Source organism: Streptomyces cyaneofuscatus (assembly GCF_033109485.1).
Taxonomy (GTDB): Bacteria; Actinomycetota; Actinomycetes; order Streptomycetales; family Streptomycetaceae; genus Streptomyces; species Streptomyces cyaneofuscatus.
Genome location: NZ_CP137002.1, coordinates 1,132,638 through 1,154,537, shown reverse-complemented (window position 1 = coordinate 1,154,537; position 21,900 = coordinate 1,132,638). Strand labels below are relative to the sequence as shown.

At 72.3% G+C, this 21,900-nt stretch carries 17 protein-coding genes and 2 riboswitches; of the genes, 5 read left to right on the top strand and 12 right to left on the bottom strand.

Translation table 11 applies throughout. The features are described 5' to 3' along the window. Nucleotides 1-37 precede the first annotated feature (37 nt). Together R2B67_RS04770 and R2B67_RS04765 are read left to right on the top strand one after the other, a co-directional pair. Nucleotides 38-1,630: a molybdopterin-dependent oxidoreductase gene (locus R2B67_RS04770; protein WP_317816584.1), complete on the top strand. Its 1,593-nt coding sequence runs from the start codon at nucleotides 38-40 to the stop codon at nucleotides 1,628-1,630. A gap of 73 nt (nucleotides 1,631-1,703) precedes the next feature. After that, entirely contained in the window at nucleotides 1,704-2,351 is a 648-nt protein-coding gene (locus R2B67_RS04765) for a fasciclin domain-containing protein (protein ID WP_164240618.1), read from the top strand. Nucleotides 2,352-2,408: 57 nt separating this feature from the next. On the opposite strand, the gene R2B67_RS04760 is transcribed toward R2B67_RS04765, so the two are convergent. The 6 genes from R2B67_RS04760 to R2B67_RS04735 form a co-directional block, all read right to left on the bottom strand. After that, nucleotides 2,409-4,049 (bottom strand): FAD-dependent monooxygenase, encoded by a 1,641-nt coding sequence (locus R2B67_RS04760; RefSeq protein ID WP_317816583.1) that lies wholly within the window; start codon nucleotides 4,047-4,049, stop codon nucleotides 2,409-2,411. A gap of 81 nt (nucleotides 4,050-4,130) precedes the next feature. Further along, on the bottom strand, nucleotides 4,131-5,000 hold the full coding sequence (locus R2B67_RS04755; RefSeq protein ID WP_317816582.1) for an oxygenase MpaB family protein: 870 nt from the start codon (nucleotides 4,998-5,000) through the stop codon (nucleotides 4,131-4,133). A 46-nt stretch (nucleotides 5,001-5,046) separates the two neighbouring features. After that, nucleotides 5,047-6,111 carry a lipoate-protein ligase LplAB gene (locus R2B67_RS04750; RefSeq protein WP_317816581.1) on the bottom strand — a complete coding sequence of 355 codons (1,065 nt, stop codon included), beginning with the start codon at nucleotides 6,109-6,111 and terminating at the stop codon, nucleotides 5,047-5,049. 84 nt (nucleotides 6,112-6,195) lie between these two features. Further along, nucleotides 6,196-7,362, bottom strand: a complete 1,167-nt coding sequence (locus R2B67_RS04745) for a bifunctional 2-methylcitrate synthase/citrate synthase (protein WP_317816580.1) — start codon at nucleotides 7,360-7,362, stop codon at nucleotides 6,196-6,198. 39 nt (nucleotides 7,363-7,401) lie between these two features. Beyond that, the gene (prpB, locus tag R2B67_RS04740) at nucleotides 7,402-8,307 is read right to left on the bottom strand and encodes a methylisocitrate lyase (RefSeq protein ID WP_317816579.1); all 906 of its coding nucleotides are present in this window, start codon (nucleotides 8,305-8,307) and stop codon (nucleotides 7,402-7,404) included. Further along, nucleotides 8,307-9,827 (bottom strand): MmgE/PrpD family protein, encoded by a 1,521-nt coding sequence (locus R2B67_RS04735; RefSeq protein ID WP_317816578.1) that lies wholly within the window; start codon nucleotides 9,825-9,827, stop codon nucleotides 8,307-8,309. Before R2B67_RS04735 ends, prpB begins: the two co-directional genes overlap by 1 nt. A gap of 201 nt (nucleotides 9,828-10,028) precedes the next feature. On the opposite strand from R2B67_RS04735, the gene R2B67_RS04730 reads away from it, so the two are divergent. After that, complete coding sequence (locus R2B67_RS04730) at nucleotides 10,029-11,492, top strand: short-chain fatty acyl-CoA regulator family protein (RefSeq protein ID WP_317816577.1); 1,464 nt, start codon at nucleotides 10,029-10,031, stop codon at nucleotides 11,490-11,492. Here the strand turns inward: R2B67_RS04730 and R2B67_RS04725 are convergent. Genes R2B67_RS04725 through R2B67_RS04705 form a run of 5 tightly spaced genes read right to left on the bottom strand, consistent with a single transcriptional unit; the run spans nucleotide 11,479 to nucleotide 16,928 of the window. After that, nucleotides 11,479-12,288 (bottom strand): enoyl-CoA hydratase, encoded by an 810-nt coding sequence (locus R2B67_RS04725; RefSeq protein WP_317816576.1) that lies wholly within the window; start codon nucleotides 12,286-12,288, stop codon nucleotides 11,479-11,481. The two genes, R2B67_RS04730 and R2B67_RS04725, sit on opposite strands and share 14 nt — an antisense overlap. After that, complete coding sequence (gene mmsB / locus R2B67_RS04720) at nucleotides 12,285-13,211, bottom strand: 3-hydroxyisobutyrate dehydrogenase (protein ID WP_317816575.1); 927 nt, start codon at nucleotides 13,209-13,211, stop codon at nucleotides 12,285-12,287. Before mmsB ends, R2B67_RS04725 begins: the two co-directional genes overlap by 4 nt. Next, entirely contained in the window at nucleotides 13,208-14,278 is a 1,071-nt protein-coding gene (locus R2B67_RS04715; protein WP_317816574.1) for an enoyl-CoA hydratase/isomerase family protein, read from the bottom strand. The genes mmsB and R2B67_RS04715 overlap by 4 nt, the downstream gene beginning before the upstream one ends. Further along, nucleotides 14,275-15,429 carry an acyl-CoA dehydrogenase family protein gene (locus R2B67_RS04710; RefSeq protein ID WP_317816573.1) on the bottom strand — a complete coding sequence of 385 codons (1,155 nt, stop codon included), beginning with the start codon at nucleotides 15,427-15,429 and terminating at the stop codon, nucleotides 14,275-14,277. The genes R2B67_RS04715 and R2B67_RS04710 overlap by 4 nt, the downstream gene beginning before the upstream one ends. Beyond that, on the bottom strand, nucleotides 15,426-16,928 hold the full coding sequence (locus R2B67_RS04705) for a CoA-acylating methylmalonate-semialdehyde dehydrogenase (protein WP_317816571.1): 1,503 nt from the start codon (nucleotides 16,926-16,928) through the stop codon (nucleotides 15,426-15,428). The genes R2B67_RS04710 and R2B67_RS04705 overlap by 4 nt, the downstream gene beginning before the upstream one ends. Nucleotides 16,929-17,154: 226 nt before the next feature. Then, nucleotides 17,155-17,333, bottom strand: a riboswitch (cobalamin riboswitch). Nucleotides 17,334-17,474: 141 nt separating this feature from the next. Here R2B67_RS04705 and cobF point away from each other — a divergent pair. Beyond that, nucleotides 17,475-18,293, top strand: a complete 819-nt coding sequence (gene cobF, locus R2B67_RS04700) for a precorrin-6A synthase (deacetylating) (protein WP_317816570.1) — start codon at nucleotides 17,475-17,477, stop codon at nucleotides 18,291-18,293. 150 nt (nucleotides 18,294-18,443) lie between these two features. Here the strand turns inward: cobF and R2B67_RS04695 are convergent, their stop codons facing one another. Beyond that, on the bottom strand, nucleotides 18,444-18,641 hold the full coding sequence (locus R2B67_RS04695) for a hypothetical protein (protein ID WP_018514785.1): 198 nt from the start codon (nucleotides 18,639-18,641) through the stop codon (nucleotides 18,444-18,446). A gap of 525 nt (nucleotides 18,642-19,166) precedes the next feature. Next, a riboswitch (cobalamin riboswitch) is annotated at nucleotides 19,167-19,357 on the top strand. Nucleotides 19,358-19,535: 178 nt separating this feature from the next. On the opposite strand from R2B67_RS04695, the gene metE reads away from it, so the two are divergent. Continuing rightward, the gene (gene metE, locus R2B67_RS04690; protein WP_317816569.1) at nucleotides 19,536-21,860 is read left to right on the top strand and encodes a 5-methyltetrahydropteroyltriglutamate--homocysteine S-methyltransferase; all 2,325 of its coding nucleotides are present in this window, start codon (nucleotides 19,536-19,538) and stop codon (nucleotides 21,858-21,860) included. Nucleotides 21,861-21,900 lie beyond the last annotated feature (40 nt).

Genomic DNA, 21,900 nt, shown 5'->3' with positions numbered 1-21,900 from the left:
CGGGTGATCGACCAATCCGTCCGCCCCACGGCTCCGAATGACGACCGTGAGGATCACCCGGACAGCCCTGACCCGCGGAACGCTCGCAGCCCTGAGCGGACTGCTGGCGGGATTCGCCGCACTGACCGTCGCCGAACTCGTCTCGGCCGCCGTCAGGCCCGAGGCGAGCCCCGTGACAGCGGTCGGCGGGGCGGCCATCGACCGCACCCCCGCCGCGGTGAAGGATTTCGCGATCCGGAACTTCGGCGAGAACGACAAGCTCGTCCTGCAGCTCGGCATCGTCGTCACGCTCGCCCTCTTCGCCGTCGTCGTCGGCGTGCTGGCGCTGCGTCACCGTCGTACGGGCTCTGCCGCCGTCCTGGCCTTCGGTGTGGTCGGCGCCGCCTCGGCCGTCAGCCGCCCCGACTCCACCGGCGTCGTCGACGGACTTCCGTCGCTGGTCGGCGCGGTGGCCGGGGCTGTCCTCCTGTACGTCCTCATCGGTCGGCTCACCCGGCCGCGCCGGGTCGCGGGGGAGGAGGAGGCTCGCGACGAGAGTGGTTGGGACCGGCGGGGCTTCCTCGTCGCCGCCACCGCCGCGGCCGCCGCCTCCACCGTGGCGGGAGCGGTCGGCCGGACCCTCAACGGCCGCAGCGCCCAGGACGCCGTCGCCTCCCGTGAGGCGGCACGGCTCCCCGCCCCGGCCTCGCCCGCGAAGCCCATCCCGGCCGGGGCGCAGCTGCGGGTGCCCGGCCTCCCCCCGTTCACCACCCCCAACAGCAAGTTCTACCGGGTGGACACCGCCCTGGTGGTCCCCAAGGTCGACGCCAACTCCTGGCGGCTGCGCATCCACGGCAAGGGCGTACGCCGGGACCTGGAGTTCACCTACCAGGACCTGCTGGACCGGCCCCTGATCGAGCGCGAGATCACCCTCTGCTGCGTCTCCAACGAGGTCGGCGGCCCCTACATCGGCCACGCCCGGTGGATCGGCGTACGCCTGGCCGACCTGCTCAAGGAGGCGGGTGTCAAGCCGCCGTCGCGGGGCGGAAAGGCGGACCAGATCATCGCCCGCTCCGTGGACGGCATGACGCTCGGCACCCCCGTCGAGGACGTCATGGACGGCCGGGACGCGATGCTCGCCGTCGGCATGAACGGCGAACCGCTCCCCTTCGTCCACGGGTTCCCCGTCCGCATGCTCGTCCCCGGCCTGTACGGGTACGTCTCGGCCTGCAAGTGGATCGAGGACATCGAGCTCACCACGTTCGACGACTACGACGCCTACTGGGTGAAGCGCAAGTGGGCCCGCAAGGCCCCCATCAAGACCCAGTCCCGCATCGACACCCCCAAGCCCTTCGGGCGCCCCGAGGCCGGCACGGTCATGGTCGCCGGAGTGGCCTGGGCCCAGCACCGCGGGATCGAGAAGGTCGAGATCCGCGTCGACGACGGCCCGTGGCGCCCGGCCCAGCTGGCCGAGCAGGACACCGTCGACACCTGGCGCCAGTGGTCCTACCCCTGGAAGGCCATTCCCGGCGGCCACACCCTCACTGTCCGCGCCACGGACGGCACGGGCGAGGTCCAGACCGAGAAGCGCACCAAGACGGTCCCGGACGGGGCCAGCGGCTGGCACTCGGTGGTGGTCACCGTGGACTGATCACACGTCAGCAGACCTCTCAGCAGCAGCACTTCCTTCCCCTTTCCCCTTACGTACGAACCAGGAGAACTCCATGAACGCCCTTCGCCACCGCCGTGCAGCCGTCGCCGTCGCCGCCGCCGTGATGCTCCCCCTCACGCTGACCGCCTGCTCCGACTCCGGCTCGGACAAGGCCTCCGACAGCTCCTCCGCCGCGGGCTCCACCCCCGAGGAGTCCAAGCCGGCCGCCGGTGACGACGCCATGACGGACAAGCCGTTCGGCCCGGCCTGTGCCGGCGTCCCGAAGGACGGTGCGGGCAGCTTCGACGGCATGGCCAAGGACCCGGTCGCCACCGCCGCGTCCAACAACCCGGCGCTCTCCACGCTCGTCGCCGCCGTGCAGAAGGCCGGCCTCGTCGACACCCTCAACAACGCCGAGAACATCACGGTGTTCGCCCCGACCAACGACGCCTTCGCCAAGATCCCGAAGGCCGACCTGGACGCCGTCCTCAATGACAAGGCCAAGCTCACCGAGATCCTCACCTACCACGTCGTGGGTCAGAAGCTCACCCCGCAGCAGCTGGAGAGCGGCACCTTCGACACCCTCCAGAAGAGCACGCTGACCACGGCCGGCTCCGGTGAGTCGTACAAGGTCAACGACAGCGCCAGCGTGGTCTGCGGCAACGTGCCGACCGCCAACGCCACCGTCTACATCATCGACACGGTGCTGATGCCGAAGTAGCAGAAGACAGCTCCGTTGCGGGAGGGCGGCCACCCTCCCGCAGCGGAGCTCCTGCCCTCACCAGGCGAAGACCCTCCCCAGCGCCTCCTTCAACTGCCCGACCGTGGGCGGCCGGAGGCAGGCGCCGAGGTAGCCGTCCGGGCGTACGACGAACGCCGCGCCCTCCTCCACCCCGTACTGCCGCGCGAACTCGCCCCGGCTGTCGTGGTGATGAGGAATCCCCGTCGCCTCGTCCGGCGGCGCGCCGGCGGGCAGGATCCGGCACGTCTCCATCCGGCCGCCGGTCAACTCCCGTGCCGCCGCCGCGAGATCGCCGGGCGCGTCACCGGCCGGGTGGTGCCCGTACACCAACAGGACGTGGCCGCGCCCGCGCAGCAGGTCGAACAGCCGCACCGGATACGCGGCGATGTCCCCGGTGAGGCCCCCGCAGTCCGGGGCCCGGTCGCCGGGCCGGAGCGCGGCCTCGTCCCCCGGGGGCAGCGGCGTCACGAGCGGGCTCTCCCGGTAGTTGACGAGGAGTTGGGCCTCGCGGAGCATCAGCGTCTCCGGGTCCGCCGGATCGGCCTGGACCCCCTCGGCGGCGTGGCGGACCGTCCGGCCCACCACCTCCTCGCCCACCGGGTGCCGTTCGGCGTCGTAGCTCGGCAACAGGCGCGGGTGGGCCGCGTCCCCGACGGCCAGGGCCAGCTTCCACGCCAGGTTGCAGGCGTCCTGGACCCCGGTGTTCATGCCTTGGGCCCCGGTCGGCGGATGGATGTGCGCCGCGTCCCCGGCGACGAACACCCGGCCCTCCCCGTACCGGTCCACCAGCCGGTGGCTGATCCGGAACACCGAGGACCAGCGCAGCGCGGACGCGGTGACCGGCTCCGGCGCCAGCCGGTCCAGGACCTTCTGGATGTCGGCGAGGGCGGGCGCCGTACCGCCTTCGAGGCCGTGCGCCACACCGTCCCCGGCCGACGGCTCCGAAGGACGGGATGCCGACAGTTCCGGCGGCACCAGCATCGACATCCGGTAGCGGCCCCGGCCCGGCAGCGGGATGCAGACCAGCAGGTCGTCGACCGCGCCGTCCTCCCCGCGGTGCATGGACCGCACCCCGTACCCGGGCGGCAGCCCCCACCCCACCTCCACATCGGCCAGCATGTACTCCTCGGGGAACGCACCGCCCTCGAAGGTGAGTCCGAGCGCCTTGCGGACCACGCTGTGCGCCCCGTCGCACCCCACCAGGAACCGGGACCGGACCTCCTCCTCGCCGCCGGACGACGACCTCAGCCGGCTGGTCACCCCCGCCGGGTCCTGGGCGAACGCCACCAGCTCCGTCGAGCGCTCGATCCGGGTGCCGAACCGCCCGAGGAACTCCTCCAGGACGCGTTCGGTCTCGTACTGCGGCAGCGCGGCGAAGCCGTACGGCACCTCGGGCGGGAGGACGAGCTCGATCCGGCCCTGCTCGGCCCCGTTCACGTACGTCAGCTGTCCACGCATCGGGACCGCCGCGTCCAGCACGTCCCGCACCAGGCCCATCCGGTCGAAGAGCTCCAGGGTGCGCGGCTGGATCCCCACCGCCTTGGCGTACGGCAGCCGGGCGGGCAGCCGGTCCACGATCCGGCAGGAGACGCCCGAGCGCCGCAGCTCGGCGGCGAGGGTCAGTCCGACCGGGCCGGCGCCCGCGATGAGTACGTCGGTCGATGCGCTGCGTGCCACCGGGGGCCTCCCGCAGGTCAGCCCCCCTGCGTACGGTCCCCTCCATCGTCCTGCCACCGGCCGACCTCGGCACCCGGAGGGTCAGGCGGACGGAGGCGGCGGGGTCATCGCCCACCGGATGGTCCGGGTCAGAGCCTTCCCGGCAGGGCGTACGCAGACCTCCTCGACCCCCGGCACCCGTGGCAGCCCCAGCGGCTCCCGGGCCCACGGCGGGAGCGCGGCGACGGCGTTGGCGGCGAGTACGGCGTACGGGGGACGGGCCGTCCAGGGCAGCGGCGGGTGCAGAAGGATGAAGCGGGCCGCGTCCAGGGCCTCCTGGGTGGCGCGCAGCTCCGGGCGGTAGGCGGCGATCCGCTCGGCCAGCTCCGCCCGGTCGTGCGGCGGGTCGGGGATTCCGAGGGCGTGGGCCACGGTCGCCATGTCGTGGATGTACCCGTCACAGCCGGGGCCGTCCAACGGCCGTGCCCCGTACCGCTGATGGGCGCGGAGGAAGCTGTCCACCTCGGCGATGTGCACCCAGCACAGGAGGTGCGGGTCGGCCGCGTGGTACGGCTCCCCGGAGGGCGCGGTCCCGCGTACCCGCTCGTGCACGGACCGTACGCGGTCGACCGCCTCCTGGGCGTGGTCGGCCGTGCCGAACGTGGTCACCGCCAGGAACGTGCTGGTCCGCTGGAGCCGCCCCCACGGATCGCCCTTGAACCCCGAGTGGCCCGCGACGGCGGCCATGGCGAGGGGGTGCAGCGACTGGAGGAGCAGGGCGCGCAGCCCGCCGATGAACATGGACGCGTCCCCGTGCACCCGGCGCACCGGCCGGTCCGGGCCGAACCAGCGGGGGCCGGGGGTGTTGTGGATCCGGGCCCGGTTCTCCGGCCCGGAGGGCCCCGCCACCCGGGAGAACAGGGACCGGCCGAGCCGTTCCCGTACCCCGGAGCCTGGCTGCGCTCTGTCCATGCCTCCCAGTATGCGGGCCCGCGTGACACCCCCTACGGCACCCGGGCTACGGCACCCGGGCCGTCCACTCCTCCGTCGCGAACTTCGTCCGTACGAGCTCCTCGGCGCGCGCCAACTCCGCCGCCGTCACGCTGCCGTCCGTGAGGCCGTGGCGCTTGCGGAACGACTCGATCATGCGCTCGATCACGACCTGGCGCGGCAGGCCGGTCTGGCGGCGCAGCGGGTCGACGCGCTTCTTCGCCGACCGGGTGCCCTTGTCCGACATCTTCTCCTTGCCGATGCGGAGCACCTCCAGCATCTTGTCGGCGTCGATGTCGTACGCCATCGTCACGTGGTGCAGCACGGCCCCCGGCCCGCCGTCCGGCCCCACCACCCGCTTCTGGGCCGCGCCCGCGATCTTGCCGACCTCGGTGGCGATGTCGTTGAGCGGCTGGTACCAGGCCTTGATGCCCATGTCCGCCAGCGCTTCGAGGACCCAGTCGTCCAGATAGGCGTAGCTGTCGGCGAAGGAGAGCCCCGAGACGAGGGACTGCGGGACGGCCAGCGAGTAGGTGATGGTGGAGCTCGGCTCGGCGAACATCGCGCCGCCCCCGGAGATCCGGCGTACGACGTTCACACCGTGCCGCTCCACACCCGCCGGGTCGACCTCGTTGCGCAGCGACTGGAAGCTGCCGATGATGACGGCGGGGGAGTCCCACTCCCAGACCCGCAGCGTCGGCGGCCGCACCCCCGCCGCCACCTCGGCGGTGATGACCTCGTCCAGCGCCATGTGCAGCGCGGGTGACTGCGGCGCGTCGTGGATGAGCTGCCAGTCGTAGTCGCTCCACTCCGTGGCCTGCGCCAGCGCCCGGCGTACGGCGACGGCGACGCCCTCCGCACTCAGCCCGAGCATCACCGTGGAGTCGGGCAGCGCCGCCTCGATCCGGGCCGCGAGCCCGGCCGTGTCGGTGTTGGCCGGGGCGCCCTCCAGCGCCGCGTCGATCGCGAGGATCGCCTCGTCCGGTTCGAGGAAGAAGTCCCCGGCCACGCGGACGTTCCGCAGCGCCCCGCCCTCCACGTCCAGGTCCACCACGACCAGCTTGCCGCCGGGAACCTTGTACTCACCGTGCACAGCGCCGCCTCCAGCTCCAGTTGCCTCGGCCCGGCTCGGCGATGAGCCGGACACATCCGGCTATAACGCGCGCGGGGGCGTCGATCATCCCTCGCTCCGATCACCCCCGCTCTGTGGGGGCACCGCTCGCTGGTCGGGTCCGTTGTAGACGCCGAGCGGGCGGATCAGCGCGTTGTGTTCCAGCTGCTCGCTGATGTGCGCGGTCCACCCGGTGATCCGGCTCATCACGAAGATCGGGGTGAAGGCCGCGATGTCGAACCCCATCAGGTGGTACGCGAGCCCGGCCGGGTAGTCCAGGTTGGGGTGGATGCCCTTGCGGCTGATCATGGCGTGGCGGAGCGCGGCGTGCAGGGTCGCCAGCCGGGTCACGTCCGGGTCGCCCGCGCGCGCCACCAGCCGGTCGGTGGCCTCCTGCATGATCGGTACGCGGGAGTCGCCGTGCCGGTAGACGCGGTGCCCGAAGCCCATGATCTTCCGCTTGTCCGCGAGCGCCCCGTCCAGCCACTCCTCCGCCCGGTCCGGGTCGCCGATCTCGTTGAGCATGTGCATCACGGCCTCGTTGGCCCCGCCGTGCAGCGGCCCCTTCAGCGCCCCGATCGCCGCCGTCACCGCGCTGTAGAGGTCGGAGAGGGTGGAGGTGACGACCCGGGCGGTGAACGTCGAGGCGTTGAAGCTGTGTTCGGCGTAGAGGATCAGCGAGACCTCGAAGCAGCGCACCACTTCGAGATCCGGCACGCTCCCGAAGCACATGTGGAAGAAGTTCTCCGCGTACCCCAGCGACGGGTCTGGCGGGACGGGGGCGAGCCCGTGCCTCCTGCGGTGGTCGGCGGCGACCACGACCGGCAACTTGGCCAGCAGAGCGAGGGACTTGGCGTGGTGGGCGGCGGTGCTGTCGTCCTCCTCGGTGGGGTCCTCCGAGCCGAAGAAGCTCACCGCGGTGCGCAGCACGTCCATCGGGTGGCAGGTCTCCGGCAGCCGGGCCAGCAGCTCGGCGGTGGTGCGGTCCAGCGGCCGCAGCGCGCGCTCACGGGCCTCGAAGGCTGTCAGCTCGGCGGGGCTGGGCAGCTCGCCGTACCGGAGGAGGTACGCGACCTCCTCGAAGGAGCAGCGGGCGGCAAGATCCTGGACCGGATAGCCCCGGTAGGTCAGAGAGTTGGTCTCCTGGATGACGGTGGAGATGGCGGTGGTGTCGACGGCGACCCCGGCGAGACCGCGGTGGATCTCGGGGGTGGCGGGTGCGGGTGCGGGCATGGTGAACCTCCGGGCGTATGTGGATGAGGGGCTTGGCGGTCAGGCGCCCGGCGGCAGGGTGAAGTCGAAGACCGCCGAGTCGAACGCGCCGTACTCCTCGTAGCCGAGCACCTCGTACAGCCGCGAACGCGTCTGCATCCGGGGCAGCAGGGCCTGTTGGGTGCCGTCGGCGGCCAGGGCCGCCAGCCCGTCCTCCACCGCGCCCATCGCGAGGCGGAAGAGGGTGACGGGGTAGAGGGCGATGTTGTAGCCGAGGTTCTCCAGCGTCGCCACGTCCAGCAGGGGGCCCTTGCCGAACTCCGTCATGTTCGCCAGCAGCGGTACGTCGACCGCCGCCCGGAACGCCTCGAACTCGGCCTCGTCCGCGAGAGCTTCGGGAAAGACGGCGTCCGCGCCCGCGTCGACGTACGCCTTCGCGCGGTCGATCGCCGCGTCGAGCCCCTCGGGGCCCCGCGCGTCCGTACGGGCCATCAGCAGGAAGTCCGGGTCGCGGCGGGCGTCCACGGCGGCCCGTACTTTACGGACCATCTCCTCGCGCCCCACGAGCGTCTTGCCGTCCAGATGGCCGCACCGCTTGGGGTTGACCTGGTCCTCCAGATGCAGTCCGGCCAACCCCGCGTCCTCCATCAACTGCACCGTGCGCGCCGCGTTCATGGGCTCACCGAACCCGGTGTCCGCGTCGATCAACGCGGGCAGATCCGTGACCCGGGCGATCTGCTGGGCCCGCGCCGCGATCTCGGTGGAGGACGTCAAACCGATATCGGGGAGGGCCAGTTCGGCGGCGAGGACCGCCCCCGACAGATACACCGCCTCGAACCCGGCCTCCTGGATCAGCCGCGCCGAGTACGGGTTGACCGCGCCCGGCATCCGCAACAGCCGCCCGGAGGCCAGCTGTTCGCGGAACGAGCGGCGGCGCTCGGCCGGTGTCGTACGCGTGTGCAGCATCAGAACAGCCCCTTCGGGAGCCCCGCGTCGAAGGCGGCGACCGCCGCCGTGTCCACGGCCGGGAACAGTGCGTCGAGCCCGTCCGCCGGCAGCTCCGCGAGCCCCTCGGCCGCCGCCAGGAAACGGTCCTGGTCCTTGGCTGCGACGATGCCCTCCGTGAGCGTACGGAACTTCGCCACGTACCCCGTACGGTCGAACGGCCGCGCCCCCGCCGGGTGCGCGTCGGCCACCGCCAGCTCGTCCTCGATCACCGTGCCGTCCACCAGCGTGACCACCGCACGCCCACCGAAGGCCCGCCGCTCCGGGTCCGGGTCGTGGTAGCGCCGGGTCCACTCCGGGTCCTCCACCGTCGAGATCCGCTGCCACAGCTCGACCGTCCCCGGCCGCTGCGCCCGCTCGGGGGCGTAGGACCGCTCGTGGTGCCAGACACCGTCCTCCAGCGCCACCGCGAAGATGTACGGCACCGAGTGGTCCAGCGTCTCCCGGCTCGCCGCCGGGTCGTACTTCTGCGGGTCGCCCGAACCGGAACCGATCACCTGGTGCGTGTGGTGGCTGGTGTGCAGGACGATCGACCGGATCTTCTCCGTCGGGCCCGTCCGCTCCCGCAGCCGCCGCGCCAGGTCGATGACCGCCTGCGCCTGGTACTCGGCGGAGTGCTCCTTCGTGTACGTGTCCAGGATCGCCCGCCGCGCCTCGCCCGGCTCCGGCAGCCCCACCGTGTACGCCGCGTCCGGCCCGTCCAGCATCCGCGCGAGGAACCCGTCCTCACCCTCGTAGACGGGCGACGGCGACCCCTCGCCGCGCATCGCCCGGTCCACCGCCTCGATCGCCGCCTTGCCCGCGAACGCCGGGGCGAACGCCTTCCAGCTGGAGATCTCGCCCTTGCGCGACTGCCGGGTCGCCGTCGTCGTGTGCACCGCCTGTTGGACCGCCTGGTACGTGGTCTCCGTGTCCAGCCCCAGCAGCGCGCCGAGCCCGCACGCGGTGGCGGCGCTCAGGTGGGCCACATGGTCGATGCGGTGCTCGTGCAGGCAGATGGCCCGGACCAGCGCCACATGGATCTCGTACGCGGCGACGATCCCGCGCAGCAGCTCCGCCCCGGTCCGCCCGGTGTGCTGGGCCACGGCGAGCAGCGGCGGAATGTTGTCACCCGGGTGCGAATAGTCCGCGGCCAGGAACGTGTCGTGGAAGTCCAGCTCCCGCACGGCCGTGCCGTTCGCCCAGGCCGCCCACTCGGGGGAGACCCGGACACCGGGCGCCGCGCCGAACACGGCCGCTCCCGGCGTGGCGCGGTGCGCCAGCGCCTGGCTGCGGGCGACCGCGACCGGCCGGCGCAGCAGGGACGCCACGGCGACGGAGGCGTTGTCGGCGACCCGGTTGACGGCCATCGCGGCCGCCTGCGGGTCGAGCGCGGAGGCGTCCTGGGTGCCGGTGGCGACGGCCGCCAGCTTCCAGGCGAGCTGCTCCTGGCGGGGCAGCCGGTCGGCGCTGGGGTGGACGCGGACGTGGTGGTCGATCACAGGGCTCCTCGCGACATCGGTGGTGCGGATCTGCGGTACGAGAGGAGCTTTCCCCGTCGACGCCCCCGAGGCGACCGCTCCACTGTGCACAATCCGTACAGCCCTGAGCTGCGAATCTGCGAATGTTGCGAAAGATGCGGATGCTAGGTTCGCAGCAGTCCTCAGCGTGGAGGACGGGGCGGGGGAGAGGAGTCGCGCACCATGGCACGGCCTGCCGGACGCAAGATCTACGCCCACGCCAAGCTGCGGCGCCTGCGCCGCGAGCGCGGGATGAACCAGGTCGAGCTGGCCCGCGCGCTCGGCCTCTCCACCAGCTACCTCAACCAGATCGAACACAGCCGCCGCCCGCTCACCGCGCCGGTGCTGCTGCGGATCGCGGAGGTCTTCGGCGTCGACCCGGAGTTCTTCTCCGAGGCCGACGAGGAGCGCCTCGCCACCGACCTGCGCGCCGCGCTCGGCGACGAGGCCTGCGGGACCCGGGTGCCGCTGGAGGAGGCCGCCGATGTGGCCCGCGACCACCCGGAGGTGGCCCGCGCGCTGGTCGCCCTGCACCACCGCTACCGGGACGCCGCCGAACGCGTCGTCGCCCTCGCCCCGCCGCAGGACGGCGATCCGCTCCTCACCGCCGAACCCCACGACGAGGTACGGGACTTCTTCTACGCCCACCACAACCACTTCGGCGCCCTCGACGCCGTCGCCGAACGCACGGCGGCCGATCTCGGCACGGGCTCGGCCGGCCGCACCGCCGACGCCCTGAAGGAGCGCCTCGCGGCCCGCCACGGCATCACCGTCGTGGTGACCGGCCCCGAACGGGCCGCCGACGCACGAAGGTTCGATCCCGACAGCGGCCTCCTGCTGCTCTCGCCCTGGCTCAGCGAGGCCCAGCGCGCCTTCCAGCTCGCCACCCAACTCGCCCTGCTGGAACACGGATCACTGCTGGACACCCTGGTCGCCGGCGGCGAACTGGCCTCCGAGCAGGCCGCCGGACTCGCCAGGATCGGCCTCGCCAACTACTTCGCCGGTGCCCTGCTCATGCCGTACACCGCGTTCCACCGGGCCGCCGAGGAGCTGCGCTACGACATCGAGCTGCTCCAGGCCCGCTTCGGCGTCGGCTTCGAGACCGTCTGCCACCGGCTCTCCACCCTCCAGCGGACCGGCGACCGGGGCGTACCGTTCTCGTTCCTGCGCGTCGACCGGGCGGGCAACATCTCCAAGCGGCAGTCCGCCAGCGACTTCCACTTCTCCCGGCTCGGCGGCACCTGCCCGCTCTGGACGGTGTACGAGGCGTTCTCCGCGCCCGGCCGCATTCTCACCCAGGTCGCCGAAATGCCCGACGGCAAAAGGTACTTCTGGGTGGCCCGGACCGTGACGCGCGGCGGATTCGGGCACCGCGCGCCCCGGGCCGACTTCGCCGTCGCCCTCGGCTGCGAACTCCGCCACGCCCACCGCCTGGTGTACGCCGAGGGCCTGGCCCTGGACGACCCCCGGTCGGTCACCCCCATCGGGCTCGGCTGCCGGATCTGCGAACGGCAGGACTGCGCCCAGCGGGCCCGGCCCCCGGCCGGGGGCCGGCTGGCCGTCGACCCCGACCGGCGCACCCATGTGCCGTACCCGGTGGTCGCCGACGGCCGGTTCGCACCGCCCCCGGGGATCAGCGGTGGGTGAACTCCGCGGCCCGCTTCTCGGTGAACGCCTTCATGCCCTCCTTCTGGTCGGCGGTCGCGAACACCGCGTGGAACAGGCGGCGTTCGAAGCGGACGCCCTCGGCGAGCGTGGTCTCGAAGGCCCGGTTCACCGCCTCCTTCGCCATCATCACGACGGGCGCCGACATACCGGAGACCGTGTCCGCGACGGCCAGTGCCTCGGTCAGCAGATCCGCGTCCGGGACGATCCTGGACACCAGGCCGGCCCGCTCCGCCTCCTCCGCGTCCATGTTCCGGCCGGTGAGACAGAGGTCCATCGCCTTGGCCTTGCCGACCGCCCGGGTCAGCCGCTGGGAGCCGCCGATGCCGGGGATCACCCCGAGCCGGATCTCCGGCTGCCCGAAGACCGCCGTCTCCGAGGCGATCACCAGGTCGCACAGCATGGCCAACTCGCAGCCGCCGCCCAGGGCGTAGCCCCGTACGGCGGCGATCGTCGGGGTCCGGAGCTGGCCGAGCCGGTCCCAGGCGGCGAACCAGTCGCTGAGATACATGTCCATGTAGCTCCGGGGCTGCATCTCCTTGATGTCCGCCCCCGCCGCGAACGCCTTGCTCCCGCTGCCGGTGATGACGATGCAGCCGACGTCCGGGTCCCGGTCCAGGGCCTCGGTCGCCTCGACCGTCTCACGCATGACGTCCAGGCTGAGCGCGTTGAGCGCCTTGGGGCGGTTCAGGGTGAGCAGGGCGGTACGGCCCCGGCGCTCGACCAGGATGGTCCCGTACGGGCCCGGGGTGGACGCGCTCTCACTGTTCTCGCTCACGCGGTGGTGCCCTTCTCTGTGACGGTGGTGGCTGTCGAGGCGGCCCGGATGGCCCGGACGATCCCGGAGAAGTCCTGCTCCGCTCCGGCCCCATCGGCGAACCGTGCGTACAACTCGGCTGCCCGCAGCCCCAGTTCGGCATCGATGCCGCCCGCGCGCAGGGCGTTGGCGGCCAGCCCCAGGTCCTTCGCCATCAGCGGTGCGGCGAACCCGGGGCGGTAGTCGCGGTTGGCCGGGCTGGTCGGGACCGGGCCGGGGACGGGGCAGTTGACGGTGAGCGCCCAGCACTGGCCGGAGGCCGCCGACGCCACGTCGTACAGCGCCTGGTCCGAGAGGCCCAGGCTCTCCGCGAGGACGAACGCCTCGCTGACGGCGATCATCGAGACGCCGAGGATCATGTTGTTGCAGATCTTCGCCGCCTGCCCGGCACCGGCCCCGCCGCAGTGCACCGCCTTCTTTCCCATCACCGCCAGCAGCGGTTCGGCCTCCGCGAACGCGGCCTCCTCGCCCCCGGCCATGAAGGTGAGCGTGCCCGCCTCGGCCCCCACCACCCCGCCGGAGACCGGGGCGTCCAGCGAGCGGTGACCGGCCGCCGCCGCTGCCGCGTGGGCGGCGCGGGAGTCGGCCACGTCGATGGTCGAGCAGTCGACGAACAGGGTGCCGGGGCGGGCGGCGGCGAGCAGCCCCTCCTGCCCGTACAGGGAGAGGACATGGCGTCCGGCGGGCAGCATGGTGATCACCACATCGGCCACCGCGGCCGCGTCGGCGGCGGACTTGGCCCGCTCCACCCCGCTCTCCACGGCGGTGGCCAGAGACGTCTCGACCAGATCGTGGCCGAGCACCCGGTGCCCGGCCTTGACGAGGTTGGCGGCCATCGGGCCGCCCATGTGGCCGAGGCCGATGAATGCGACGGTCGTGGTCACCAGGGCACCTCCTGCGGTGAGTCGGCTACGGCGAGGGAGAGTTCCTCGTCGCCGGTCGGAGCGAAGTACCGGGCCACGTCGGTGTCCGTGACCTCCACGAGCGTGCCGGGCGACCACCGCGGCGCCCGGTCCTTGTCGATCACCTGGGCCCGGATGCCCTCCACCAGATCGGCGGAGGAGAGCGCAGCGTACGAGACGCGGTACTCCTGCTCCAGCACCCTTTCCAACGGACCGAGTTCACGGGCCCGGCGCAGTGCGGCGAGGGTGACCTTCAGCGCGGTGGGGGACCGGCCGAGGATCGTGGCGGCCGCCTCGCCGGCCGCCGGGACGTCCGATGCGAGCAGCCGCTCCACGATCTCCTCGACCGTGTCGGCCGCGTAACAGTCGTCGATCCAGGCGCGGTTGTCCTCCAACACCCCTGGAGGCGCTTCCCGGACGTGGCGGTGCAGTGCCGCCGCCGGGGCCTCGGTCCGCAGCTCGGCCAGGAACGCGGGCAGCTCTCCCGCCGGTACGAAGTGGTCGGCCAGCCCGCACAGCAGCGCGTCCCGGGCCCCCACCACCGCACCTGTCAGGGCGAGATGGGTGCCCAGCTCCCCGGGGGCCAGCGCCAGCAGGTAGGTGCCGCCGACGTCCGGCACGAAGCCGATCCCGGTCTCCGGCATGGCCACCTTGGACCGCTCGGTGACGATCCGGACGCTGCCGTGCGCCGATACCCCGACCCCGCCGCCCATCACGATGCCGTCCATGACCGCGACGTACGGCTTCGGATAGCGGGCGATGCGGGCGTTCAGCCGGTACTCGTCGCGCCAGAAGGCGGCCGAGGCCTTGCCGCCGACGCGGGCGTCCTCGTAGATGGACCGGATGTCGCCGCCCGCGCACAGGCCGCGCTCCCCGGCCCCGGTGATGACCACGGTGGCCACCTCCGGGTCGTGCTCCCACCGGTCCAGGGCCGCCGCGATCGTCTCCACCATCGCGTGGGTGAGCGCGTTGAGCGCCTTCGGCCGGTTCAGGGTCACCACCCCCGTACGGCCTTCGGTGTGCACCCGTACGAGCTGCTCCTCGGTCATCGCAGGGCTCCCGTCAGGCTCCGGGCCACAATGACGCGCATGATCTCGTTGGTCCCTTCCAGAATCTGGTGGACCCGCAGGTCCCGCACGATCTTCTCGATGCCGTACTCGGCCAGATAGCCGTAACCGCCGTGGAGTTGGAGCGCCCGGTCGGCGACGGAATAGCCGGTGTCGGTGGCGAAGCGCTTGGCCATCGCGCACAACTCCGGTGCCCCGCCCACCTTCCGGTCCAGTGCCTCGGCGGCCTGTCGCACCAGTGCTCGGGCGGCGGCGAGTTCGGTCGCCATGTCGGCCAGCCGGAACTGGAGCGCCTGCGCGTTCAGCAAGGGCCCGCCGAACGCCTCCCGGTCCGCGAGATGGGCCAGCGAGCGGTCCAGCGCGCTCTGCGCGCCGCCCAACGAGCAGGCGGCGATGCCGAGCCGGCCGCCGTTGAGGCCGTTCATGGCGATCCGGAAACCCTCGCCCTCGGCGCCCAGCATCCGGTCGGCCGGGATGCGCACCCCGTCCAGCACGACCTGCCGGGTGGGCTGCGCGTTCCAGCCCATCTTCTTCTCGTTGGCCCCGAACGAGAGCCCCTCGTCGTCCCGTTCGACGAGGAACGCGGAGATCCCGCCGGGCCCGTCCTCGCCGGTGCGGGCCAGCACGATGTAGAGGTGGGTGGCGCCCGCGCCGGAGATGAACTGCTTGGTCCCCGTCAGCACGTAGTGGTCGCCGTCGCGGACCGCGCGCGTGCGCAGCGCGGCCGCGTCGGAGCCCGCGCCCGGTTCGGTCAGGCAGTAACTGCCCAGCTGCTCCATGGTGCAGAGCTCCGGCAGATACCGGCCGCGCTGGACCTCGGTGCCGTACTGGTCGACCATCCAGGCGACCATGTTGTGGATCGAGAGGTAGCCCGCCACCGACGGGCAGCCGGTGGCCAGGGCCTCGAAGACGAGGACCCCGTCGGAGCGGGACAGCTCGGAGCCGCCCAGGTCCTCCCGTACGTACACACCTCCGAGGCCGAGCCCCGCCGCCTTCCGCAGGACGTCGACGGGGAAGTGCTTGTCCTGGTCCCAGGCGACGGCGTGCGGGGCCAGGTGTTCCTGGGCGAAGTCGAGTGTGGTCTCGACGACCGCGAGCTGGTCGTCGCTGAGCAGGGTGGTCACGGCAGTCATCCCATGGTCGGAATCGTGAAGCTCGCGCCGTCCCGGATCCCGGAGGCGGGCCAGCGCGAAGTGACGGTCTTGGTACGGGTGTAGAAGCGGATGGCGTCCGGCCCGTGCTGGTTGAGGTCGCCGAAACCGGACCGCTTCCAGCCGCCGAACGTGTGGTACGCCACCGGCACGGGGATCGGCACGTTGACGCCGACCATGCCCGTCTCGACCCGGCGGGTGAAGTCGCGGGCGATGTCGCCGTCGCGGGTGAAGAGGGCGACGCCGTTGCCGTACAGGTGCTCCGAGGGCAGCCGCAGGGCCTCCTCGTAGTCCGCCGCACGCACCACGCAGACCACCGGGCCGAAGATCTCCTCCTGGTAGATCCGCATGTCCGGGGTGACCCGGTCGAAGAGCGAGGCGCCCGCGAAGAAGCCGTCCTCGTGGCCTTCGAGGGTGAAGTCGCGCCCGTCCACGACCAGTTCGGCGCCCTCCTCGACACCGAGGTCGACATAGCCGCGTACCCGGTCCACCGCGTCACGGCCCACCAGCGGCCCGAAGTCGGCGTCCGGGTCGTCCGAGCGCCCGATCCGCAGCTCGGCGATCCGCTCGGTGAGCCGGGCCACCAGCGCGTCGGCGGTCTCCTCACCGACCGGCACGGCCACCGAGATCGCCATGCACCGCTCACCCGCCGAGCCGTAACCGGCGCCGATCAGCGCGTCCACCGCCTGGTCCAGATCGGCGTCCGGCATCACGATCATGTGGTTCTTCGCCCCGCCGAAACACTGCGCCCGCTTGCCGTGGGCGGCGGCCGTCGCGTAGATGTGCGCGGCGATCGGCGTCGAGCCGACGAAGCCGAGCGCCTTGACGCGCGGGTCCTCCAGCAGGGTGTCCACGGCCTCCTTGCCGCCGTTGACGACGTTGAGGACCCCGGGCGGAAGCCCCGCCTCCAGGAACAGCTCCGCCAGCCGCAGCGGCACCGACGGGTCCCGCTCGGACGGCTTGAGGATGAAGGCGTTACCGCAGGCCAGAGCCGGTGCGGCCTTCCACAGCGGGATCATCGCGGGGAAGTTGAACGGGGTGATGCCCGCGACCACGCCGAGCGGCCGGCGCAGCGAGTGGACGTCGATCCCGGCGCCCGCGTTGTCGCTGAACTCGCCCTTCAGCAGATGCGGCACCCCCGCGGCGAACTCCACCACGTCCAGGCCGCGTGAGAGGTCGCCGTGCGCGTCGGCCACGGTCTTGCCGTGCTCGGAGGAGAGCAGCCGGGCCAGGGAGTCCTTCTCCTTCTCGACCAGCTGGAGGAAGCGCAGCAGGACGCGGGCCCGGCGCTGCGGGTTCCACTCGCCCCACTCGACCTGCGCCTGTGCCGCGTCGGCGATGGCCGCCTCGGTCTCGGACCGGTCGGCCAGCGGCACCCGGGCCTGCACCCGGCCGGTGTTGGGGTCGTAGACATCGCCGTACGTGCCCGAGGTGCCGGGCGTGTGCTTGCCGCCGATGAAATGGGTGAGTTCGCGGACCATGGAAACCTGCTCTCGTCGGTGAGATCGTCAGGAGAGATCCGGGGATGGCGCACGGCTGCCACCGGCCCACGCACCGGTCGGGTGCGCGGGGGCGCGGAAGGGCTGCCGCCAGGGGGGACGCGAAGGGCGGGGCCGTCAGGGGGCGGGGAGAACCGCTCGCCGGGACGTGCCTGCGGGGCCGTGGGTGCGGACCGGTGCCATGCGTGTCTGCTCCATCCTCGTGGAAACACGGAACAATCCCGTGGCCGGTATCCTGACTCCCGGATCAGCGCGCGCCCTCATGCCTTCCCGACGGCTTCTGCACCGTCAGTGGCGTGTCCTGCGAGGACGAACTCCCCGGTCACAGTGGCGGGACCGCGCCGGAATCGCACCGGCTTCCCTGACACCACGGGCCTTCGAGGCGCCCGGCACCATGCCGGTCGCCCCTCTGCTCACGAACATATAGTTGGACGTCCTAGTAAGTCCACCCCGCCTCGCCCCGGCCTCCGTCCCGAGGCCTGGCGCGATCGCGCGCCCCGCACCCCGCTCCTGGCATGATCGGCCGACATGAGCGACGCACCACGGCACATCCTCGTCATCGGCATGGGCGCCGGCGACCCCGACCACCTGACCCTCGCCGCGGTGAAGGCCATGCGCAGGGCGCAGGTCTTCTTCGTGCTCGGCAAGGGCCGGGAGAAGGAGTCCCTGACCCGGCTGCGGCGGGACATCCTGGCCGAGCACCTCACCGGCCCCTACCGGGTCGTGGAGGCCGAGGACCCCTGGCGGGACCGTACCCAGGACGACCGGGGGCGCTACACCTCGGCGGTGCACGACTGGCGCCACCGCCGCGCCGACATCTGCGAGCGGCTGATCATCGAGGAGCTGGCGCCGGGGGAGACCGGCGCGTTCCTGGTGTGGGGCGACCCGTCCCTGTACGACAGCACCCTCGCGATCCTGGAGGACATCCGGGACCGGGGCACGGTGGAATTCGGCCATGAGGTGATCCCCGGGATCAGCAGCGTCTCCGCGCTCGCCGCCCGCCACCGCACCTCCCTGAACCAGGTCGGCCGCCCCATCCACATCACCCCCGGGCGGCGGCTCGCCGAGGGGTTCCCGGACGACGACGGCGACATCGTGGTGATGCTCGACGGCCACGAGAGCTTCACCCATCTGACGGGCAGGGGGCTGTGGATCTACTGGGGCGCCTACATCGGCACCCCGGACGAACTCCTGGTCTCCGGGCCGCTCGACGAGGTCGCCGAGCGGATCAGCCGGGTGCGCGCCGAGGCCCGCGAACGGCACGGCTGGATCATGGACACGTATCTGCTGCGCCACCGGCCGGAGGGTGCCGACCTCGGGGCGGGCCCACGCGGCACGGACAGCTGAGGCGGCAGGCACGGACAGCTGAGGGGCCCCGGCCCGCGAGCGGGGGCCCGGACAGGTGAGCGGGTGACGTGACGCAGGGCGGCGGGTCGCGTCGAGGCGCGGGCGGCCGCCGCACCCCGGACACGTCCTGGTCGCCGGACCGGCCGGAGGTCAGCTCCGGGACTCGTGCGCCCGGATCACTCCGAGCCCATGACCGAGGCTCGGGCACTCGGCGGTCAGGTCGTTCCCCCGCACCAGATAGTTGTGCACGCGCCCGTCCGTGGGGCGCTCGACGGCCCGGTACAGCGTGCCGTTCACGGTGATCGTCCAGTCGTCGCCGTCCTGAGCCCACCCGACTGTCTTCTTCATCTACTGCTTCTCTCGCTCATCGCCGCCGTGGGTCGGCGGCCGTGTATTGGCAAGAAGAACGGCCTGTGACCCTCGGTGGTTCCGGCTCGCCTACGCCATTTGGTTACATCTGAGTCACCGTGCCACCACGACCTGACCGTGAGTCAGCGAACCGGCGACGAACGGCGGAACAGGGCGAGGAGGGCCGGCGCGCGCACTGCCGCCCGGGGGAGGAATGCCGACGCGAACCGCCTGCCCAGGGGGGAAAACCGGCGCGAACTGCCTGCCCGGGGCCGGATCGTGCCAGGATGCCGGATCCGGTCCCGGGCAGTGTTCCAGGAGCGCCCGCTCCGCGCCCCTGTGCCGACCATTCGGTGCCACCTGCCGGTTCGGATGGGTGCGCGGACCGTTCCAATGCCCTTCTTCACCCGTTCGGAGGACGTTCCTCGGCAGTTCGGGACGTGACCGGAGGCCGTGTCTCATATCACCGTCCGAAGTGTGAACAACGGTGTGCGCCCGGCGGTCGTCCCCTTAGGGTGGCCGGTGCAGCTGGTTCGCCCTGTCCGCCAGGCAGGGTGTCGTAAGAGGGAACCCGGTGGGAATCCGGGACTGCCCCGCAGCGGTGAGCGGGAACGACCGCCGTCATACGCACTGGACCCGGCCGGGTCTGGGAAGCGACGGCCAGTAGGTGTCTGCCCCCGGCAGACGTGCCCGCGAGTCCGAAGACCTGCCCGTTGCCCGCACGCGACCGTTCGCGTGCGGAGTTCCCGGTGACCTCGTGGGCGGGTCGGCGTAACCGTCGGGTGGACGGACACGGTCAAGCGTGTCGCGTTTTCCGCCCGGTTCGGTCACCCCTTCGCGCGTCCGCGTCCCGTCCCGGGATCAGCTGGAGACATGCTCGCGAAGGAGAGTCACGTGACAGCGAAGCCCGCAGCCGCGGCAGCACGGGCCACCGTGTACGGCTACCCCCGCCAGGGTCAGAACCGTGAACTGAAGAAGGCCATCGAGGGCTACTGGAAGGGCCGCGTCGACGCGGACACCCTCCGGCGGACCGCCGCCGAACTGCGCAGGGGAACCTGGCAGCAGCTCGCCGAGGCCGGAGTCCACGAGGTGCCGACCGGTGATTTCTCGTACTACGACCACGTCCTGGACACCAGTGTCATGGTCGGCGCTGTCCCCGAGCGGCACCGCGAGGCGGTCCGTACCGACGCCCTCGACGGCTACTTCGCCATGGCCCGCGGTACGCAGGACGTGGCCCCGCTCGAAATGACCAAGTGGTTCGACACCAACTACCACTACCTCGTGCCCGAGTTGGGCCCGGACACGGTGTTCACCGCCGACTCCGCCAAGCAGGTCGCCGAGCTGAAGGAAGCCCTCGCGCTGGGCCACACCCCGCGCCCGGTCCTCGTCGGCCCGGTCACCTACCTCCTGCTCGCCAAGGCGGCCCCCGGGATCGCCGCCGACTTCGAGCCGCTGACCCTCCTCGACCGGCTCCTGCCCGTGTACGCCGAAGTCCTCGCCGACCTCCGGGCCGCAGGCGCCGAGTGGGTGCAGCTGGATGAGCCCGCCCTCGTCCAGGACCGCACCCCGGCCGAGCTGAACGCCGCCGCCCGCGCCTACCGCGAGCTCGGCGGCCTCACGGACCGGTCCAAGCTGCTCGTCGCCTCCTACTTCGGACGGCTCGGCGAGGCGCTTCCGGTGCTCGCCAAGTCCCCGGTCGAGGGGCTCGCGCTGGACTTCACCGAGTCCGGCGCCGCGAACCTCACCGACCTCGCGGCGGCCGGCGGCCTGCCCGGCAAGCGCCTAATCGCGGGCGTCGTCAACGGCCGCAACATCTGGATCAACGACTACGAGAAGTCGCTCGCCACCCTGGGCACGCTCCTCGGCCTCGCGGACCACGTCGATGTCTCCGCCTCCTCCTCCCTCCTGCACGTCCCGCTGGACGCCGCCGCCGAACACGACATCGACCCGCAGGTCGCCCGCTGGCTCGCCTTCGCCCGCCAGAAGACCCAGGAGATCGTCGTCCTGGCACGCGGCCTGTCCGCCGGCACCGAGGCCATCGCCGCCGAAATCGCCGCCAACCGGGCCGACCTGGCCTCCCGCACCGACGCCGTCATCACCCGTGACCCGGCCGTCCGGGCCCGTACGGCGGCCATCACCGACGCCGACGGCCGCCGCTCCCAGCCGTACGCCGAGCGGACCGTGGCCCAGCGCGCCCACCTCGGTCTGCCGCTCCTGCCGACCACCACGATCGGCTCGTTCCCGCAGACCACCGAACTCCGCACCGCCCGCGCCGACCTGCGCGCGGGCCGGATCGACGAGGCCGGGTACGAGGAGCGGATCAAGGACGAGATCCGCGAGGTCCTCTCCTTCCAGGAGAAGGCCGGGATCGATGTCCTGGTCCACGGCGAGCCCGAACGCAACGACATGGTCCAGTACTTCGCCGAGCAGCTCACCGGCTACCTCGCCACGCAGCACGGCTGGGTCCAGTCGTACGGCACCCGCTACGTCCGCCCGCCGGTCCTCGCCGGGGACATCTCGCGCCCCGAGCCGATGACGGTGCGCTGGACGGCGTACGCGCAGTCGCTCACCGAGCGCCCCGTCAAGGGCATGCTCACCGGCCCGGTCACCATGCTCGCCTGGTCCTTCGTCCGTGACGACCAGCCGCTCGGCGAGACCGCCCGCCAGGTCGCCCTCGCCCTGCGCGACGAGGTGAACGACCTGGAGGCGAACGGCACTTCGGTGATCCAGGTCGACGAGCCCGCCCTGCGCGAGACGCTGCCGCTGCGGGCCGCCGACCACGCCGCGTACCTGGAGTGGGCGACGGAGTCCTTCCGCCTCGCCACCTCCGGGGTGCGGCCGGACACCCAGATCCACACCCACATGTGCTACGCGGAGTTCGGCGACATCGTCCAGGCCATCGACGACCTCGACGCCGACGTCATCAGCCTGGAGGCCGCCCGCTCCCACATGCAGGTCGCCCGCGAACTGGCCGCCCACGGCTACCCGCGTGAGGCCGGACCCGGCGTCTACGACATCCACTCCCCGCGCATCCCGAGCACCGAAGAGGCAGCCACCCTGCTGCGCAAGGGACTTGAGGCCATCCCGGCGACACGCCTGTGGGTGAACCCCGACTGCGGCCTGAAGACCCGGGGGTGGCCCGAGACCCGGACCTCCCTGGAGAACCTGGTCGCCGCCGCGCGGGAGATCCGCGCGGAGCTGCCCACCGAAGCGGCGTGATCCGACCCGGTACGGGAGCGGCCACCGCCGCTCCCGTACC

Coding starts and splice junctions, on each gene's coding strand:
- R2B67_RS04770 (WP_317816584.1), top strand. CDS start 38: ATGACGACCGTGAGGATCACCCGGACAGCCCTGACCCGCGGAACGCTC.
- R2B67_RS04765 (WP_164240618.1), top strand. CDS start 1,704: ATGAACGCCCTTCGCCACCGCCGTGCAGCCGTCGCCGTCGCCGCCGCC.
- R2B67_RS04755 (WP_317816582.1), bottom strand. CDS start 5,000: ATGGACAGAGCGCAGCCAGGCTCCGGGGTACGGGAACGGCTCGGCCGG.
- R2B67_RS04745 (WP_317816580.1), bottom strand. CDS start 7,362: ATGCCCGCACCCGCACCCGCCACCCCCGAGATCCACCGCGGTCTCGCC.
- prpB (WP_317816579.1), bottom strand. CDS start 8,307: ATGCTGCACACGCGTACGACACCGGCCGAGCGCCGCCGCTCGTTCCGC.
- R2B67_RS04730 (WP_317816577.1), top strand. CDS start 10,029: ATGGCACGGCCTGCCGGACGCAAGATCTACGCCCACGCCAAGCTGCGG.
- R2B67_RS04715 (WP_317816574.1), bottom strand. CDS start 14,278: ATGACCGAGGAGCAGCTCGTACGGGTGCACACCGAAGGCCGTACGGGG.
- R2B67_RS04710 (WP_317816573.1), bottom strand. CDS start 15,429: ATGACTGCCGTGACCACCCTGCTCAGCGACGACCAGCTCGCGGTCGTC.
- R2B67_RS04705 (WP_317816571.1), bottom strand. CDS start 16,928: ATGGTCCGCGAACTCACCCATTTCATCGGCGGCAAGCACACGCCCGGC.
- cobF (WP_317816570.1), top strand. CDS start 17,475: ATGAGCGACGCACCACGGCACATCCTCGTCATCGGCATGGGCGCCGGC.
- R2B67_RS04695 (WP_018514785.1), bottom strand. CDS start 18,641: ATGAAGAAGACAGTCGGGTGGGCTCAGGACGGCGACGACTGGACGATC.